Source organism: Amycolatopsis sp. NPDC114503, assembly GCF_055633655.1.
Genome location: NZ_JBVKDT010000001.1, coordinates 1177693 through 1194442, shown reverse-complemented (window position 1 = coordinate 1194442; position 16750 = coordinate 1177693). Strand labels below are relative to the sequence as shown.

The following is a 16750-nucleotide window of genomic DNA, read 5'->3' as shown; positions in this document are numbered from 1 at the left end:
CAGACGACGGCGCGAGAGTAGCCCCGCCCCGGCCGGATCGCGGTGCCCGGGTGACCAGCTTCACCCGGGGCGGCCAATCGCGCCCGTACCTTATTGGCAGTCGGCTTCTCTCGGTCGTTGTGAGCTCGAATCCCCCGGTGGAACGCCACTTTTGCCACGGTCGAGCTACCCCGGACGGGGAATGTTCACCGACTGTCGCGATTGTTCGCCAATCGCACCGCATCCGCGCGGGCGCCCCGCAGTGCCTGCAACAACTCTTCCTGCCGCTGCCGGTCCTGCTCAGTGCGCAACCGCGTACGACGAAGGAATGCGAGCTCCGTCACGCTTGCCTGATACCGCCCCACAGCCCGCGCCGCCGCCCGCCCGGATTGCTTGCGCGCCTGCTTCCGCCATTCCCGCCGCCCAGAGAGGCTGGCGAGCAAATCGATCTCCGACGGAGCGATCCACCGAGCCGCCGCCATCTTCGGCAATGCGGCGGCGACGATCCGCTGTTCTCTCCGCCGCTGCAACACGATCACGTAGATCGCGGCGATCAGCAGCGGCAAAATGACCAGGAAATACAGCGTGAGGAAGGACTTTCCGCCGTTCAGCGTAGCGGCGGCGTTCCAGAGCGCGTGCAGGAAGACGCCAGCGAGGTACCCGGCCAGCGGCGCGAGAATCCGCACCCACCGCTGCGCGTACCGCGCCGCGATGCCGAACCCGATGCCGGTCATAGCGGTGAACAGCGGATGCGTGAACGGCGAAAGCACGCCCCGCACGAGGAAAGCAGCGAGCACACCGGAACTGGTGCCGTTGCCGAAGCCGTGGTCGGCGAAGGCGCGGCCGAAGTAATAGATGTTCTCGGTGAAGGCAAACCCAGCGGCCGCGAAGCCCGCGTAGACGACGCCGTCGACGACCCCGTCGAATTCCTCGTTGCGCCGCCAGAAGATCAACAGGACAAAGACGCCCTTCGCCGCCTCCTCGACCAGCGGCGCGGAGACCAGCGCGCTGACCTTGCTGCCGTTACCGCCGCCGAGAAGCAGATCGCCGAACGCCTCCGCCCCGGTATTGATCAGCAACGCCGTGACCGTGGCAATGCAAGCGCCCCAAGCAAAAGCAATCAAGAGCAGCTTCGCCGGCTCAGGCTCCCACCGATCAACCCACAGCAACCCGGCAACCACCACACCGACCGGGAGCAACGCGGCGACAACGCCAATCGCGACCGCCAGCCACCCCACGCGCGCAGTAGCGAGCCCGAAAAGAAAAAGCCCGCACAACGCCACGACGATCAACCCGAGCACCGGAAGGAGCACGGTGATGTGCCGCGAACGAGATGACGTGGACGCAGAACCCGGCGGCGTGGCGGAAAGGGTGCCGTTCACGAGCGGTCACCATACGCAGGGCGCACGCGGGATGCTGGTTGGACGTACCGGGTTCAGCCCTCCGCGCGACTCACCTGTGACCCACGTCCCCCCTTGCTCCGCCCGAGTCCGTGAGGGCCGCCTTCACAGACGCAGATTCCCTCGGGGTTCCCCTCACGACCCGCAACCGGCCGTGAGGGGACCTTCACGGACTTAGATTCCCTCAAGGGACCCTTCACGGCTTTTCAGCCATCTACCGGCTTGGTAGATGGTTTTTCAGCCCACCTACCCAGCCGCACCCGCGCACCCAACCCACCAGCGCACCCAAGCCACCGCGCCCCCACCTGCCCAACCGCAGCCCGCGCACCCAAACCCACCAGGCACCCACACCACGCGCCCACCCACCCACGGCGACCCGCGCACACAAACCCACCAGCGCAGCCACACCCGGCCCTGCACCCCGATACGAAGCCAAAAACGCGGACGGCGGGTGCTTGTCAAGGCATCTTTCCCGCCTTGACAAGCACCCGCCGTCCGTCGTCACAATCAGCTTCGGGGTGCCCACCCAACGAACCCGGCGCAATGTCGCCGCCAGGCGACGAGCCGCCCCAGGCTCAGCAGAACCTCAATCCTCAGCCCGCCGACGCCGCCGAGGACTCCCCTCAGTCTTCCCATTAGCCGCAAGCAATTCCGTCACCGACCGCCCAGACGCATGGTGCCCAGCATCCGCAGCCCGCCGCCCATGCGCCGACTCATCAGCACTCTCCTCAGCAGGCGCCTCCCAAGCCGGAGGCTCCCCCTCCGGCCGCCGCCGACGCCCGCCCGAAACCGAACCCGAACCCGGAGCCGACGCAGCCTCAGCCTCCGGACGACGCCGCCGCCCCCCGGTCCCGCTGCTGGCCGTGCTCCGAACCGACTCCGGCAACGTCGGATTAACCGCGTCCACCCCCGGAGCCCCATGCCGTCCAGTAGGCGTCTCCTCAGCCAACGGCGACAAATCCGACCGAGAGAACTGCTCCAGCCGAGACGGCGCACGAGTCTGCGGCTCAGCCGCGGTCTCCTTCTCCGCCACCGGTTTCTCCGCCTTCTTCGGGGCAGGCTCGGCATGCCGATGCGCAACCGGTTCAGCGGGCCGGGAAATCGCAGTCTGCTCAGCGGGTTCCGGACGCTCCTCAGGCCGCTGCGGAGCAGGCCGCGCCGCCAGCCGGGGCACCGGCCGTTCCTCCTTGACCGGCGGCTCCGGCTTGCTCACCGGAGGAACGGTCCGAGTCGGCTGCGCGTCAGCAGCCGGCCGGCGAGCAGGTTCCGGCGCGTCATTCTGCGGCCGGGCGGCCCGCGGCCCCTGGTTGAACGAGCCACGGGCCCGGTCAGCCTCACGCGGCAACGGCTCAGTCACATTGCGTTGCCCACGCTCGCCATTGTCCTGCTCAAACGCTTCCGGAAGGACATGCGAACCAGACTCGCTCGCCGAACGACGCTCGGCCTCATACGGCTCCGGCGCACGATCACTACGCGGCTTCGGCCCACCGCCGCTAGGACCGGCCTGCGGCTCACCACCGCGCACCGGCGGCCGCTCAGCATGCGGTTCCGGCGCGCCATTGCGCGGCTCACGCGCGGCGAAAGCGTCCGCCACACTCGCGCGCCCCTCATGCGGTCCCGGCTCGCCACGGCCGCCACGAGGCACGAACGCCTCCGCCAGGCTGGCCCGAGGATCGCGGCCACCACGCGGGGCCGGGCTCTCCGGTTCGACGTCGTCCTCGAACGGCTCCGGCTCAGCAGGCGGTTCCGGACGCTTCGGCTTGAGACGCGGCATCTGCTGGGTGCGCAGCTGAGTCGACCGGTCGCCATTCGGACCGGATCCGTTCAATCCAGCGCTGATCGAGCCATTCGCGCCGGAAGTCCCATTGGAGCCATTGGTCTTCGCGGCACCATTGGCGCCGCCGTTCACCGGTGGCCGGCGACGCTCCGCCGGCGACGCGTCGAGCACCCGGTCCATGAATTCGGTCGGCCGCTCCGGAACATCGACCACCTGCTTCTTCGGAGCGAGCAGCTGAGCCGGTTTCTTGCCATTGCCGTTCTTGGTCTCGGAACCAGCGGAAACGAGCCGCTGCTCGTCGTTCAGCGAGCGCATCCGAGTCGCCTGCGCGGTGAGCGCGACGCGTTCCAGAAGCACTTCCCCGCCGAACAACGAATGCAGACTTTCGCGCAGCGCAGCCACTTCGGCACGCAGCGCATCCAATTCTTCGCGTGACTGTGCCTGCGCGGCCTCGCGCGTTTCCGTCTCGAGTTCGAGTTCGTACTCTCGCCGGGCCGCGATTTCGCGTTCCAGCTCCAGTTCGTACACCGCCTGCGCCTCGGCGACCGCGTCCTCGCTGTGCGCCGCGTTCTTGCGGGCGCGAACAGCGAGGAAGGCGCCGATAAGGGCTGCCCAGAGCGCCGCGACGATCCCGAGCCGGAGGTACCGGAGGTCGTCGCTCAGCACCAAAACCACGGTGGCGCCGACAGCGAGGAGCAATCCGACGACAAGCCACGGCCTGCCAGGGCGGCGGCCGTGCGAGTCGTCACCCACGCCAGTCATGCCTGACACCGTACCTTCCGGTGATCCGAATGAGACCTAGTCGGTACTTCGAGCGGTGCCATCGACGCGTTAACCGGTCGTGGACCGACGGTCCTCCGGTGGCGTCCGGCAGCAGTGCTCGAGCCACAAACCGGCAGCTACGAGCAGCGCCGACGACACCGTCCCGACGACCGCCGACTTGCTGTCGGAGACCGCGGCAACGAGTTCGTCACGTCGCGGGAAAACGTAGATGAACGCAGCCAGCCAGCCGCCGCCGAGAAACGCCCCGGCCAGCGAGGACGCCTTGGCCAGCGCGACCGCCCTGGCGATCCCGACCGCGTCCCCGTGCACCCGGCCCGACTTGATCCGCGACCGGATCGACAGCGCCAATCCGGCCTCGGCGATCGCGAGCACCGCGAAGGTCACCCCGGCGAGCAACGGCAGCTGAGGCAGATCGCCGTAGGCGGCCTGGAACAGCACGTAGACCACGGCGAGGCCGAGGACCGCGGCCACGACCAGGTCCCGGGACCGCGTGAAGTGCATGTCTCCACCGTACCGAGCCCGTTCTGGCAGGCTTGACTCTCCAGTGACTGGAGACTCCACGATGCCTGACATGCCTGCCACCACGGTCTTCACGATCGGCGAACTGTCCCGGCGCACCGGGCTGCCGGTGAAGACCATCCGGTTCTACTCCGACGAGGGCCTGCTCCCGCCCACGCAGCGGACAGATGCCGGCTACCGGCTGTACGACGCGCACGCGCTCGCCCGGCTGGAGCTGGTGCGGACGCTGCGCGAGCTGGGCATCGGCCTGCCCGAGGTGTCCCGCGCACTGGCGCGCGAGACGACGGTGCGCGACCTGGCGACGAGCCACGTCGACGCACTCGACGAGCAGATCCGGCGGTTGCGGCTGCGCCGCGCGGTATTGCGCGCGGTGCTGAAACGGGATTCCGAGCTGGAGGAAGTGAAACTGATGAATCGAATCGCCCAAATGCCGGACGAGGAACGCCGCCGTTTGGTGGACGAGTTCTGGTCCGAAATGATGGACGGGCTCGATGTCGATCCCGAGTTCTACGCGCGAATGCAGTCGGCGAAACCGGATCTTCCGGATGATCCGGCTCCGGAACAGCTGGAGGCCTGGATCGAATTCGCCGAACTCGTGCAGGACCCCGGATTCCGGCAGTCCATCCGCACGATGAGCGAGCGGCATTCGACCGCCCGGGAAGCGGGCGAGTACGAGCAGCCGTCGAAGGCCCAGCAGGAAAACTGGGCGGCCTGGATGACCGACGCCCGATCCGCGCTCGACGCGGGCCACGCGCCGGACTCCCCGGCCGGACGGGCTCTGGCGGACGCGATCGCGACCGCCTCGGCCCGGCCGGACCAGGACCCGGCCGGCCCGGCGGTCCGTTACAAGATGGCCGACGGAATCGCTGTCGGGGCGGATCCGCGCGCCGAGCGGTACTGGCAGCTGCTCGCCACCATCAACGGCTGGCCCGCCATCCCCAGCCGCCAGGACGAGGTGCAGTTCCTGCTGGCGGCGCTGCGGGCCTCGTGAGTGCCGACGCCGGTTAGAACCGGCCTAAGCACTCACGACAAGGCGAGGTCGGGCCGCAGGACGACGCCCGCCCGGTCGGCTTCCGGCAGCCGGGCGAGCAGGTCGGCGGCCCGGCCGTGCCCGGGGATCTCGGCGTCCGGGTCGATCTCGAGCCACGGGATCAGCACGCTCGCCCGGTCCGGGGTCCCGGGGTGCGGCAGGAGCAGCTCCGGATCGTCGGACGTCACGCCCTGCACTGTCACTATGTCGACATCGAGGGTGCGCGGGCCCCAGCGCAGTTCGCGCACCCGGCCCGCCGCCTGTTCGGCAGCCTGCCCGGCGCGCAGCCACGCCCAGTGGTCGCGCGCCGGGTCGTCGACGACGCACAACGCGTTCAGGAAATCCGGCTGGTCCTCGACGCCCCACGCCTTCGTCTCGTACACCCCGGACACCGCGACAAGCGCCGGACGCACCGCGTCGACGGCACTGCGCAGGTAGCCGAGCCGGTCGCCGAGGTTGGAGCCCAGCGACAGGACCGCGCGGCTCACCGCTCCCGCCGGACGGTGACCGCGACGTCGTCGAAGGTCAGCGGAATCGGCGCGGACGGCTTGTGCACGGTGACCTCGACAGCGCTCAGCCGGTCGTCGCGCATGACCTCGTCGGCGATCTTCCCGGCGACGCTCTCGATCAGGTCGTAGGGCTCCCCGGCGACGATCCCCGCCGCCAGCTCGGCCAGCTCGCCGTAGTGCAGCGTCTTGGTCAGGTCGTCCGACGCCGCGGCGGGCCCGAGGTCGAGCCACGCGACGATGTCGATGCCGAATTCCTGCCCGTCGCGCTTCTCGTGGTCGAAGACGCCGTGTCGGCCGAACACGCGCAGTCCGGTGAGCGTGATGCGGTCAGCCATCGGCCCGTCCTTGCTGCCAGGCCGCGGCCACCGCCACGGCGTCCAGTGAAGCCCCCACCTCATGCACCCGCACGCCCCAAGCGCCGGCCGCGGCGGCCAGCGCCGAGATCGACGCGGTGGCGACCTCGCGGCCGTCCGGCGGCCTCGGCACTCCGTCCTTTCCGGACAGCAGACGGCCGAGGAAACGTTTGCGCGAAGCACCCACCAAAACCGGGAAACCCAAGCCCAGCAACGCATCAAGCCCGTGCAGCAATGCCCAGTCGTGCTCGGCGTGCTTCGCGAACCCCAGGCCGGGGTCGAGCACGATCTCGCTCTCGGAAACCCCGGCCGCGATCGCCTCGTCGACCCGCTCCAGCAGCTCGCCGCGCACTTCGGCGACGACGTCGGCGTACGTGGCCAACGCGTTCATGTCCTTGCTGTGCCCGCGCCAGTGCATCAACACCCACGGCACCTTGGTTTCCGCGGCGACCCGCCCCATCGCCGGATCTGCGAGCCCGCCGGACACGTCGTTGATCACCTTCGCACCAGCGGCCACCGCGGCTTCGGCGACCGCAGCCCGTGTGGTGTCGACCGACAGCACGACGCCTTCGGAAGCCAGCTGCCGGATCACCGGCAGGATGCGCGCGGCCTCGGTCTCCGCATCGACCCGCGAGGCACCCGGCCGCGTCGACTCGCCGCCGACGTCGATCAGGTCCGCGCCGCGCGCCCACATCTCGCGTGCGTGCTCCAGCGCCTGGTCGAGGTCGAGGTACCGGCCGCCGTCGGAAAAGGAATCCGGCGTCACGTTCAGCACGCCCATCACGGCGCACCGCCCCGGCCGGGGGATCACCGGCGCCCCCGGATCAGCTCGATCGCCTCGGCCCGCGACGTCGCCGACGACCGCAGCATCCCGCGCACCGCCGACGTGGTGGTCCGCGCACCGGGCTTGCGAATCCCGCGCACCGACATGCACAAATGCTCCGCCTCGACGACCACGATCACGCCGCGCGGCTCCAGCTTCCGGTCCAGCGCGTCAGCGACCTGAGAGGTGAGCCGCTCCTGCACCTGCGGGCGGCGAGCGTAGAGATCGACCAGCCGGGCGAGCTTCGACAGCCCGGTGACCTTGCCCTCGCCGTTCGGGATGTAGCCGACGTGGGCTACGCCGTGGAACGGCAGGAGGTGGTGTTCACAGTTGGAGTACATCGGGATGTCCGTGACGAGCACGAGCTCCTCGTGCGATTCGTCGAACGTCCGCGCCAGCACCTCGTCCGGATCGGTGTAGAGGCCGGCGAACATCTCCTGATAAGCGCGAGCGACCCGGGCCGGGGTGTCCTGGAGACCGTCCCGATCCGGGTCTTCGCCGCAGGCGAGCAGCAGCTCGCGAACGGCGCGCTCCGCCCGGTCTTGATCGAAGACCGGGCGGATGCCGTCTTTACTGCTTGTCTGATCCGTCGACGTCACGCCGATGCTGCCCCTCGTCCGGCTGCTGGCCGTTCGCGCCGTCGGCGAACCAGCCCTGCTCACGCGGACGGTCTTCGGCGGGGCGCCACGGCTGCTGGCCGCCCGGGGACGTCGCCGGGGTCCAGCCCGGAGGCGCCCCGTAGTTCGGCGGTCCGCTCTGCGCACCGCCCGGGCCACCGGGCTGGTAGCCGCCGCCTGCCGGACCGCCCGGCTGCTGCTGCTGACCACCATACGGCTGGCCCCAGCGGCCGGTGCCGTTCGGCCCGCCGACCGGACGGCCGCCGTTGGCGGGCGGGGCGTACGGGTTCGCGTTCGGGTCCGGAGCCTGGTACGGCGGGCCGCCGGGAAGCTCGCCCGCACCCGGGGCCGTGCCGACCGGGGTCGGCGCGGGCTGCAGAGCCGGCTTCTCCTTCTCCGGAGCGGGCGGGGGCCACGGCTCGCCGCGCTCCATCGCCAGCTCGCCCGGGGTCTTGATCGGCGGCTTGTCCGACGGCGTGCGCTCGCCGAACTCGTTGAAGACGGTGATGTGCGGGCGCTTCTCGACGGTCGCGAAGATCCGCTCGAGATCCTTGCGCTGCAGCGTTTCCTTCTCCAGCAGCTCCATGACCAGGTTGTCGAGCACGTCGCGGTAGGTGTTCAGCACGTGCCACGCCTCGGTGTGCGCGGTCTCGATGAGCTTGCGCACCTCCTCGTCGATCTCGTGCGCCACCTCGAGCGAGTAGTCGGCCTGGCGGCCCGCGGACCGGCCGAGGAACGGGTCGCCCTGCTCCTGGCCGTACTTGACCGCGCCGAGGCGCGCGCTCATGCCGTATTCGGTGACCATCGCGCGGGCGATCTTCGTCGCCTGCTCGATGTCCGAAGACGCACCGGTGGTGGGCTCGTGGAACACGAGCTCCTCGGCCGTGCGCCCGCCCATCGCGAACACCAGCCGACCGATCATCTCCGACCGGGTCATCAGCTGCTTGTCGTCCTCGGGCACCAGCAGGGCGTGCCCGCCGGTGCGACCGCGCGGCAGGATCGTCAGCTTGTACACCGGTTCGATGTCCGGCATCGCCCACGCGGCGAGCGCGTGCCCGCCCTCGTGGTAGGCGGTGATCTTCTTCTCCTTCTCGGAGATGATCCGGCTCTTGCGCGCAGGGCCGCCGACCACGCGGTCGACCGATTCCTCGAGCGCGACGTCGGTGATCACGTGCCCGTTCTCGCGGGCGGTGAGCAGCGCGGCCTCGTTCAGCACGTTGGCCAGGTCCGCACCGGACATGCCGACGGTGCGCTTGGCCAGCCCGGTCAGGTCGGTGCCCTGCGCGATCGGCTTGCCCTTGGCGTGCACCTCGAGGATCGCCTTGCGGCCGAGCAGGTCCGGCGCGGACACCGGGATCTGCCGGTCGAACCGGCCGGGGCGCAGCAGCGCCGGGTCGAGGATGTCCGGCCGGTTGGTGGCCGCGATCAGGATGATGCCGCCGCGGGCGTCGAAGCCGTCCATCTCGACCAGCAGCTGGTTCAGCGTCTGCTCGCGCTCGTCGTGGCCGCCGCCGAGGCCGGCGCCGCGCTGGCGGCCGACCGCGTCGATCTCGTCCACGAAGATGATGCACGGCGCGTTCTGCTTCGCCTGCTCGAACAGGTCGCGGACTCGCGACGCGCCGACACCGACGAACATCTCGACGAAGTCCGAACCGGAGATCGTGTAGAACGGCACGCCCGCCTCGCCCGCGACAGCACGCGCGAGCAGCGTCTTGCCGGTGCCGGGCGGCCCGTAGAGCAGAACGCCCTTCGGGATCTTCGCGCCGAGCGCCTGGTAGCGCGCCGGGTTCTGCAGGAAGTCCTTGATCTCGTACAGCTCTTCGACCGCTTCGTCAGCGCCCGCGACGTCGCCGAAGGTCGTCTTCGGCATGTCCTTGTTGAGCTGCTTCGCCTTCGACTTGCCGAAGTTCAGGACGCGGTTCCCGCCGCCCTGTGCGTTGTTCATCATCCACATCAGCAGGCCGAGCACCAGCGCCAGCGGGATCGCGAAGATCAGGATCTGGGTCAGCAGACTCTGCTGGGTGACCTTGGTGGTGAACTTGATCGGATGGTTCGCCTGGTTGTCGACGTTCGCACCGAGGAGTTCTTTGTAGATGTCGTCGGTCGCGCCGCCGGGGAACTGCGCGACGACCTTGTCCGCCTGCTGCCCGTCGATATCGATCGGCTGGGTGAGCAGCAGTTTGAGCTGCTGCTCCTTGTCCTCGAGGCTCGCTTCCTTGACGTGTCCAGCCTTGACCTGCTGCATCGCCGTGGAGATAGGAGCCTGGGTGTAGCCACGATCGCTGTCGAAGATCGTGTTGTAGGCGACCACCGCCAGCAACCCCGCGACGATCCACAGCAGTGGGTTCCTGAGCACGCTCTTCCGGTTCATACGACTCGGCCCTTGCGGCCTCGACCCTCCCTGGTTGGGCGGCTCTTGTGATACCCGCCATCGCGATCTTGACAACCCGTGGGCGCCGCAGGGCACCCGTCCCACCAGGGTACCGTCCGGGCGGGCGGGGAAGCCTGGCGAGCCTCTCGCAGGTCAACGGCCAATCCCGCGCGAGGGTTCCCGGTCCGGGACGACACGTCACCCGGCTATCGGGTGTCGACCGCCACTGAAGCCACCATTTCACCCAGCCTGCTCCGCAGTGTCGCCGGGTCCGCCGGGGCCACGGTGACCCATTCCCGGCCGTCCGAACCCGCCCTCGACAAGCTCAAATACCGTCCGGTGGCGGTGTCGAACCAGCCGAGAACCCGGGACCGCTGCCGGTGTCCCAGCTGGGATCGGCTGTTCGCTGCGAGCTGACCTCCGCGCAGCCGGGGCTGGCCCGCGATGAGCCCGTAGGTCTCGCGCGGATCGACGGTGGCGCGTTCGCTGAGCGACTGGCGCTTCGCCCGCCGTCCGCTCTTCTCCTCGGCCTGGCCGCCGCCCGCGGCGACCGGCACCCGGATCGGCTGGGTGTGCAACGCCTCGTCCAGCGGAAGGGTGACCGACGCCTCACTTCCGCGCGGGCCGCCGGGCAGCAGTTCGACGATCGTGGACACCAGCGCGTCCGGCTGGATCGCGCGCAGCCAGATGCCGTCCGCGTCCTGGATCGCGACCACGCCGGTGCGCTCGTCGCCCGCGGCGAGCAGCGCGACCGGATGCGCCTCGAACTGCGGGATGTGCAGCGCGTCGATGGAGTGCGGGGCGCGCGCGAGCAGCGTCAGCCAGTCCTCGACGTCCGGCTCGACCCGGCCGCGCGCGTCGCGGATGCCGCGGGCTTTCAGCTCGGTGTCGACCCGGTGCCGCAGCGACACGCGCTCGTCCTCGGTCGCCCCGTGCGAGCGCACGCGCAGCGGGTAGGGCAGCTCGCCCAGCTCCGCCGACTCCCACAGGAAGTCGAATGCCAGCGGCGAGAAGAACTCTTGGTGCATCCGGTGCTGCTCACCCTCCGGTCAACGATTTCCGGCCCAGCGTAGCGCCGGATCGGCAGTCTTCAAGCCCCTCAAGGCACCATCGGTCCCATCGGACTCGGCATCCGGCCCCGATGCCCCCGCTGCCACGGCGGGGCAGGGTCAGAACGCGCCCGCGCTGGCCTGGTCGGCCACCCCGGCGAGCATTTCGCCGAGCCGGTGCCGCAACGTCGCCGAGTCGGCGGGAGCGATGGTGATCCAGTCGCGTCCGTCGTGTCCCTGGCTGGCTTGGGTGAAGTACCGGCCGGTTTCGGTGTCGAACCAGCTCAGCACGGTCGAACGGCTGCGTCCGCCGAGCCGGTTGCGGGCGTTCGCGCCGATCTGGCCGCCGCGCAGGCGCTGCTGGGCGTGCAGCCGGGCGAGAGCCTTGCGGTCGTCGTCGACGCTCGCGCGGCCTGAGGCGTCGACCTGGTTGCCGCGCCGCTGCATGAAGTCCACCCCGGACGCGCCGACCAGCTGTTCCAGCGGCACGGTGATCGACTTCTCGGTACCGCGCGGAGCGCCCGGCAGGAGCGAGATGATCGCCGTGGCCAGGCCGTCCGGCGCGCACGGGTGCAGGTGCAGCCCGCGCTGGTCTTGCACGGCGAACAGGCCGTCGCCGTTGGCGCTGCCCGCGACCGCGAGCAGCGGTTCGCCGTTCGGGTCGAGCAGCTGGACGGTGTCGAGGCTGACGTCCGGCGAGGCGAGGATGCCGAAGTAGTCCTCGACGTGCGGGGCGGGCCTGCCGCGGTCGTCCGCGAGCCCTCGATCGGCCAGTGCGCCGAGCGTGCGCGTGCGCAGCGCCGAGCGCTCGTCCATCGTCGCGCCGTGCGAACGGATCCGCAGCGGATACGGCAGCTCGCCCAGACCGGCCGACTCCCACAGGAAGTCCACCTCGATCGGCGCGAGCAGCTCCGCGTTCGGCATCGACCAACCCCCTACCCCGAGTGTTTGCGAACGCTCGCGGGCGCGTGACCGCTTCCGGTCACGCGCCCGCGAGCACTGCGTCAGTTGTCGTCGTCCGACCACGCGCCGATGACCGGCGGCGGGGTGGCCTCGTTGGCCCCGAACGCGTCGTCCGGGTCCGGCTCGATGAGGAACGAAGCGTGCGTGTGCTCCTCGTCCTCTTGGCCGGCACCGTGCGCGCCCGCACCGCCCATGCCGCCCATCGGGCTCATGCCGCCCTGGGACTGGCCGATGGTGCCGCCGGCCGGGACCACGCCCTGCTGCTGCGGGGCCGCCGACGCGGCGCTCTGCCCGTTCTGGTGCTCGGACGCGGCGGAGGTCTTGCCTTCCTCCTCCTTGCGCGAACCGCTGCGGTTGCCCTCGCCGAGCTTGCCGCCGGCGAGTCCGGCGCCAGCGCCGATGGCGCCGAGGCCGAGCGCGGAACCGAGGCCGCTGCCGCCCGTGCTCGCGGGTGCGGCCGGAGCGACCGGGGCCGCGCCGACGCCGGAACCGGCGCCAACGCCCGTGCCCACGCCGGTGCCGCCGGCGAGCGCGCCGCCCTCGAAACCGGAAGCGCCGTACGTGCCCGAGTTGGCCGAGACGTGCGCCGGAGCGCCGTGCCCGGCGACTCCCGCACCGCCCACCGCGCCGTGCGCGCCGACCGTGCCGAAGCTGGCAGGCGAACCGAGCGCGCCCGGACCGTCGGTGTGGCCGATGTTGTTGACGTTGTTGAACGAGTTGCCGTTGAAGTGCGACGCGGTCGGCTTCATGCCGAGCGAATCCGGGCCGAAGCTCGGGGTCGAACCGTCGACCTCGCTCATCGCCTGGGTGTAGGCGTTGAAGAACGCGACCTGCTGCGCCTTGACGTCGTTCGCGGCGTCCGCCTGCGCCTTCTGGTCCGCGGCCAGCGCGGCCGGGCCGCCCGCGAGCGCGGCCGTCATGGCCTGCTTCGGGTCGTAGTCGCGCGGGGCGGGCATCTTCTTGACCTCAGCGGCCGCGGCGGCTTGCCGGGCGAGCCGGTCGGCCATCGTGTGCGCGGCGTCGGAGGCCTGCGTGCCGGAGTTGGCGATCGCCACGAGCGCGCCCTGCGCACCCGCCGCACCGTGCCCGACCCAGACGTTGCCCAGTTCGGTGATCGCGTTGTACAGGTCGTCGGACGCCTGCTTCAGCTCGGTGCCGTGCTTGGTCCAGTGCTGCCCGGTGGACTCGGCGGTGCCCGGGTCGTTGTCCGTGGTCGCGCCGACGTAGAGCTGGTGGCTTTCCTGCGACTGCCAGTTCGGCGGGTTGCCGATGGCGCGGTCGCCGCCGATCTCGAAGCCGCCGGAGCTGCTGCGCGCGGAGGCGACGATGTCGTTGGCGGTCGAGTTCGAGCCCATCACGACGGCGGAGCCGGGCGCGGGAACCGAGGACGACGTGCCGTAGCCGGAGGTGTTGTAGCCCGATCCGTCCGGGGCCGAGGTAGTGGTGTTCGGTGCCATGACTGCGTGATCCCCCTAGGACGTCAGGCCTTGTTGCGGAACGGGTCGCCGGCGGACTGGTCGATCTCGTGGTAGCGGGCCATCGCCGCGACGATGCCTTCCTCCGCGGCCTGGTACTGGCTGAGCAGGTTCTGCAGCGCGGACGAGTAGGAGTCGCCGCCGCCGTCGGCGCGCTGCACGAACTTGGTCGCCATCGCCTTGCCGACCGGGTTCGCGCCGAGCTTCGGCGGCTGCGCGAGCGTGCCCGCGCTGTTCAGGAGAGCTTCGACCGCGTCCCGTCCGGTCCGGATCTTCTTCAGCACGGTCTGCGCGGCATCCGGGTCGATTCCGACCTGGCCGTTGACAGCGGCGTTCTTGAACGCCGCGGCATCCGCCGAGCTGTTGTTGCCCATCTGCCCTCTCTCCGTTCCCCCGCGCGAGGACCAGCGCGTCGGCTGGTGTCACTCGTCCGCATGGCAATAGGTCTTCGCATAGGTTAACGCACCTGGTCGAGCCCTATGACGCGATTTCGCGCTTCCGGGTTCCGCACCCGGAAGGATTATCGCGAACCGGACTATCCGGACGTGTAGACGTGCGGATCGAGCGTGCCGATGTAGGGCAGGTCGCGGTAGCGCTCCGCGTAGTCGAGGCCGTAGCCGACGACGAATTCGTTGGGGATGTCGAAGCCGATGTATTTGACCGGCACCTCGACCTTCACGGCTTCCGGCTTGCGCAGCAGCGAGACGACCTCGAGCGAGGCCGGGTTCCGGCTCGCCAGGTTCTTCAGCAACCAGGACAGGGTGAGCCCGGAGTCGACGATGTCCTCGACGATCAACACGTCGCGCCCGGCGATGTCGCGGTCGAGGTCCTTCAAGATCCGCACCACCCCCGACGACGAGGTCGAAGACCCGTAGGACGACACGGCCATGAACTCCAGCTGCGTCGGCACCGGAAGCGCCCGCGCGAAGTCGGTCATGAACATGACGGCGCCCTTGAGGACGCCGACCAGGAGGAGGTCGCCCTGGCCGTTCTCCGGGTGGTCGGCGGCGATCTTCGCCGCCAGCTCCGCGATCTTGTCTTTGATCTGCTGCTCGGTGATGAGCACGGAGGCGATCTCGCCCTCGTACACGGGTCATTCCCCTCGGGTGGTGGGTTCGGGTCCGGCAAGCGAAAGCCTGCCACGCCGCCGTCGAGCCTCCAAGTTGCCTGGCAGCCACACCCCGCCCTGACCCCGCCAACGACCCACGAGCGCGTCGACCGAACGCAGATGCGCGTCGGTCAGCTCGCGGACCCCGGAGTCCAGCAGCCACCTGCGGAGAACCCGTCTGCGCAGCGCAGCGGGCTCGGCCGCGAGCACGGCTACATCGAGGTCGTCTTCGCGGGCCGCGCGCTCGTGCACGCGCGCGGCGAGTGTGTCCAACGCCTCGGTGTCTTCGCGCAGCTGTGCGGCCGTACGGGCTAAAGCTGGAGCGACTCCACCCGACAGCACGTCCTCCAGCAGCGGCAGTGCTTCCGTACGCAGCCGTACGCGAGTGAAGCGCGGATCGGCGTTGTGCGGGTCTTGCCACGGCTCTAGGCCGAGTTCTGCGCACGCCGCAACGGTTTGCGCGCGAGTGATGCCGAGCAGCGGACGGCCCCACGGCGGATCGTGCGGACGCATGCCGACCAGCGATCGCGGTCCGGAACCTCGGCCTAAACCGAGCAGCACCGTCTCGGCTTGGTCGTCTTGGGTGTGGCCGAGCAGTACGAGCCCTTCGCCGTTTGGCAACGCTTCGCGCAGCGCGTGGTACCTCGCAGCGCGCGCGGCCGCCTCGGGGCCGCCTTTGCCTACGACGTGGACAGCGTGCACCTCGACGACGTCGATGCCGACGCCCTTCACGACGGTTGCCGCTTCGGCGGCAACAGCGGCTGAATCGGCCTGAAGGCCATGGTCGACGACGAGCGCCCGCGTACGGACGTCTCGGTGCCGAAGGACGTACGCCGTCGCTTCAGCGAGCGCTAGGGAGTCCGCGCCGCCCGACACCGCGACGCACACTTCGCTCGGAACAGCGACCGTCGCGAGGAAATCGCGGACCGCTGTCCGGACCGCGGCGAGCGCGCTCACCCGTGCAGTCGCCGCACCCAGGCCGCGGGGTCGGCGATCTCGGCACGGGTCGGCAACGTGTTCGGCGAGCGCCAGACCTTGTTGAACCCGTCCATCCCGACCGCGTCGACCACGTGCCGCGTGAACTTCGCGCCTTCCTCGTACTGGCGGATCTTCGCGTCGAGGCCGAGGACCGCACGCAGCAGCCGGTCGAAAAGCCCGCCGCCCTGGCGACGCGCGGTGAAGCGCTCGCGGATCTGTTCGACGCTGGGCACGACCTGCGGGCCGACTGCGTCCATCACGTAGTCGGCGTGGCCCTCCAGCAGGGTGGACATCGCCAGCAACCGGTCGAAAACCGAACGTTCCTTCGGCGACTGGAGCAACTCCGCGATGCCGCCGCCCTTGCCCCGGTTGCGCAGCGCGTCGGGCAGCCTGCCGACCAGCTCGGCCAGGCCGTCGGTGGAACTCTCCGCGAGCCCGGACACAAGTCGTTCGACCTCGTCGGCGAAGTAGTCGCGCAGCCACGGCACCGCGGTGAACTGCAGCCGGTGCGTGCATTCGTGCAGGCAGACCCACAGCCGGAAATCGCGCGCGGGGACCTTCAGCGCGCGTTCGGCGGCCACCACGTTCGGCGCGACGAGCAGCAGTTCGCCCTTGTTCTCCTCGCCGCCGAACGGGTCGTACTGGCCGAGCACGCGGGACGCCAGGAACGCGAGCAACAGCCCGGTCTGCACGCCCGCGCCGGACGCCAGGATCGGGCCGAGCGGACCGCCCTGCGCCGCGGGCAGCGCGCGACCGGTGAGCACGCCGAGGCCGGACGCCGCGGACCGGACCCAGCCGGGCCGGTCCACCACGGTGCCGGGCAGCAGCGGCAGGTCGAGGCCGAGGCCGGTCAGCTCGCGGACGTGCCCCTCCGCCTCGGCGGTCAGCTCCCGCAGGTCGACCACCGCGCGGTCGGCCTCGCCTCGGGCGACCTGCGGGCCGCCTCGCACCAGCAGCGCGCCGGTGGCGGCTGCCCGGTCCCAGTCGACCATGGGCCGCCGTCGGGTCTCGGTTTC

The 16750-nt window shown here is 70.3% G+C and carries 16 protein-coding genes; 1 reads left to right on the top strand and 15 read right to left on the bottom strand.

Annotation, left to right across the window (positions count from 1 at the left end; translation table 11 throughout):
• Positions 1-185: 185 nt before the first annotated feature.
• The 3 genes from ACZ7OI_RS05830 to ACZ7OI_RS05820 all read right to left on the bottom strand — a co-directional run bounded on the left by ACZ7OI_RS05830 (position 186) and on the right by ACZ7OI_RS05820 (position 4440).
• Positions 186-1292 carry a PrsW family intramembrane metalloprotease gene (locus tag ACZ7OI_RS05830; protein WP_470263451.1) on the bottom strand — a complete coding sequence of 369 codons (1107 nt, stop codon included), beginning with the start codon at positions 1290-1292 and terminating at the stop codon, positions 186-188.
• Between the two features lie 673 nt (positions 1293-1965).
• Positions 1966-3918, bottom strand: coding sequence for a DUF6779 domain-containing protein (locus ACZ7OI_RS05825; RefSeq protein ID WP_470263003.1), 1953 nt, complete (start codon positions 3916-3918; stop codon positions 1966-1968).
• 69 nt (positions 3919-3987) lie between these two features.
• Positions 3988-4440: a DUF3180 domain-containing protein gene (locus ACZ7OI_RS05820; protein ID WP_470263002.1), complete on the bottom strand. Its 453-nt coding sequence runs from the start codon at positions 4438-4440 to the stop codon at positions 3988-3990.
• 70 nt (positions 4441-4510) lie between these two features.
• Between ACZ7OI_RS05820 and ACZ7OI_RS05815 the strand changes: the two genes are divergently transcribed.
• Positions 4511-5449, top strand: coding sequence for a helix-turn-helix domain-containing protein (locus ACZ7OI_RS05815; RefSeq protein WP_470263001.1), 939 nt, complete (start codon positions 4511-4513; stop codon positions 5447-5449).
• Positions 5450-5481: 32 nt separating this feature from the next.
• Here the strand turns inward: ACZ7OI_RS05815 and folK are convergent, their stop codons facing one another.
• From folK to ACZ7OI_RS05755, 12 genes are all read right to left on the bottom strand, one after another.
• Entirely contained in the window at positions 5482-5976 is a 495-nt protein-coding gene (gene folK / locus ACZ7OI_RS05810; RefSeq protein ID WP_470263000.1) for a 2-amino-4-hydroxy-6-hydroxymethyldihydropteridine diphosphokinase, read from the bottom strand.
• On the bottom strand, positions 5973-6332 hold the full coding sequence (gene folB / locus ACZ7OI_RS05805; protein ID WP_470262999.1) for a dihydroneopterin aldolase: 360 nt from the start codon (positions 6330-6332) through the stop codon (positions 5973-5975). Before folB ends, folK begins: the two co-directional genes overlap by 4 nt.
• The gene (gene folP / locus ACZ7OI_RS05800) at positions 6325-7131 is read right to left on the bottom strand and encodes a dihydropteroate synthase (protein WP_470262998.1); all 807 of its coding nucleotides are present in this window, start codon (positions 7129-7131) and stop codon (positions 6325-6327) included. The genes folB and folP overlap by 8 nt, the downstream gene beginning before the upstream one ends.
• A gap of 26 nt (positions 7132-7157) precedes the next feature.
• On the bottom strand, positions 7158-7772 hold the full coding sequence (gene folE, locus ACZ7OI_RS05795) for a GTP cyclohydrolase I FolE (protein WP_470262997.1): 615 nt from the start codon (positions 7770-7772) through the stop codon (positions 7158-7160).
• Positions 7744-10161, bottom strand: coding sequence for an ATP-dependent zinc metalloprotease FtsH (ftsH, locus tag ACZ7OI_RS05790; RefSeq protein WP_470262996.1), 2418 nt, complete (start codon positions 10159-10161; stop codon positions 7744-7746). The genes folE and ftsH overlap by 29 nt, the downstream gene beginning before the upstream one ends.
• Positions 10162-10367: 206 nt before the next feature.
• Positions 10368-11189 (bottom strand): ESX secretion-associated protein EspG, encoded by an 822-nt coding sequence (locus ACZ7OI_RS05785; RefSeq protein ID WP_470262995.1) that lies wholly within the window; start codon positions 11187-11189, stop codon positions 10368-10370.
• A 141-nt stretch (positions 11190-11330) separates the two neighbouring features.
• Complete coding sequence (locus ACZ7OI_RS05780) at positions 11331-12134, bottom strand: ESX secretion-associated protein EspG (RefSeq protein WP_470262994.1); 804 nt, start codon at positions 12132-12134, stop codon at positions 11331-11333.
• An 80-nt stretch (positions 12135-12214) separates the two neighbouring features.
• Entirely contained in the window at positions 12215-13528 is a 1314-nt protein-coding gene (locus ACZ7OI_RS05775) for a hypothetical protein (protein ID WP_470263450.1), read from the bottom strand.
• Positions 13529-13653: 125 nt separating this feature from the next.
• On the bottom strand, positions 13654-14022 hold the full coding sequence (locus tag ACZ7OI_RS05770) for a hypothetical protein (protein ID WP_344265538.1): 369 nt from the start codon (positions 14020-14022) through the stop codon (positions 13654-13656).
• A gap of 161 nt (positions 14023-14183) precedes the next feature.
• Positions 14184-14738: a hypoxanthine phosphoribosyltransferase gene (hpt, locus tag ACZ7OI_RS05765; protein ID WP_037369179.1), complete on the bottom strand. Its 555-nt coding sequence runs from the start codon at positions 14736-14738 to the stop codon at positions 14184-14186.
• A 3-nt stretch (positions 14739-14741) separates the two neighbouring features.
• The gene (tilS, locus tag ACZ7OI_RS05760; RefSeq protein WP_470262993.1) at positions 14742-15713 is read right to left on the bottom strand and encodes a tRNA lysidine(34) synthetase TilS; all 972 of its coding nucleotides are present in this window, start codon (positions 15711-15713) and stop codon (positions 14742-14744) included.
• Positions 15710-16726, bottom strand: coding sequence for a zinc-dependent metalloprotease (locus tag ACZ7OI_RS05755; protein WP_470263449.1), 1017 nt, complete (start codon positions 16724-16726; stop codon positions 15710-15712). Before ACZ7OI_RS05755 ends, tilS begins: the two co-directional genes overlap by 4 nt.
• Positions 16727-16750: the final 24 nt, after the last annotated feature.

Coding starts and splice junctions, on each gene's coding strand:
- ACZ7OI_RS05820 (WP_470263002.1), bottom strand. CDS start 4,440: ATGCACTTCACGCGGTCCCGGGACCTGGTCGTGGCCGCGGTCCTCGGC.
- ACZ7OI_RS05775 (WP_470263450.1), bottom strand. CDS start 13,528: ATGGGCTCGAACTCGACCGCCAACGACATCGTCGCCTCCGCGCGCAGC.
- ftsH (WP_470262996.1), bottom strand. CDS start 10,161: ATGAACCGGAAGAGCGTGCTCAGGAACCCACTGCTGTGGATCGTCGCG.
- ACZ7OI_RS05770 (WP_344265538.1), bottom strand. CDS start 14,022: ATGGGCAACAACAGCTCGGCGGATGCCGCGGCGTTCAAGAACGCCGCT.
- folP (WP_470262998.1), bottom strand. CDS start 7,131: ATGGGCGTGCTGAACGTGACGCCGGATTCCTTTTCCGACGGCGGCCGG.
- ACZ7OI_RS05785 (WP_470262995.1), bottom strand. CDS start 11,189: ATGCACCAAGAGTTCTTCTCGCCGCTGGCATTCGACTTCCTGTGGGAG.
- folB (WP_470262999.1), bottom strand. CDS start 6,332: ATGGCTGACCGCATCACGCTCACCGGACTGCGCGTGTTCGGCCGACAC.
- ACZ7OI_RS05815 (WP_470263001.1), top strand. CDS start 4,511: ATGCCTGCCACCACGGTCTTCACGATCGGCGAACTGTCCCGGCGCACC.
- ACZ7OI_RS05825 (WP_470263003.1), bottom strand. CDS start 3,918: ATGACTGGCGTGGGTGACGACTCGCACGGCCGCCGCCCTGGCAGGCCG.
- ACZ7OI_RS05780 (WP_470262994.1), bottom strand. CDS start 12,134: ATGCCGAACGCGGAGCTGCTCGCGCCGATCGAGGTGGACTTCCTGTGG.
- ACZ7OI_RS05755 (WP_470263449.1), bottom strand. CDS start 16,726: ATGGTCGACTGGGACCGGGCAGCCGCCACCGGCGCGCTGCTGGTGCGA.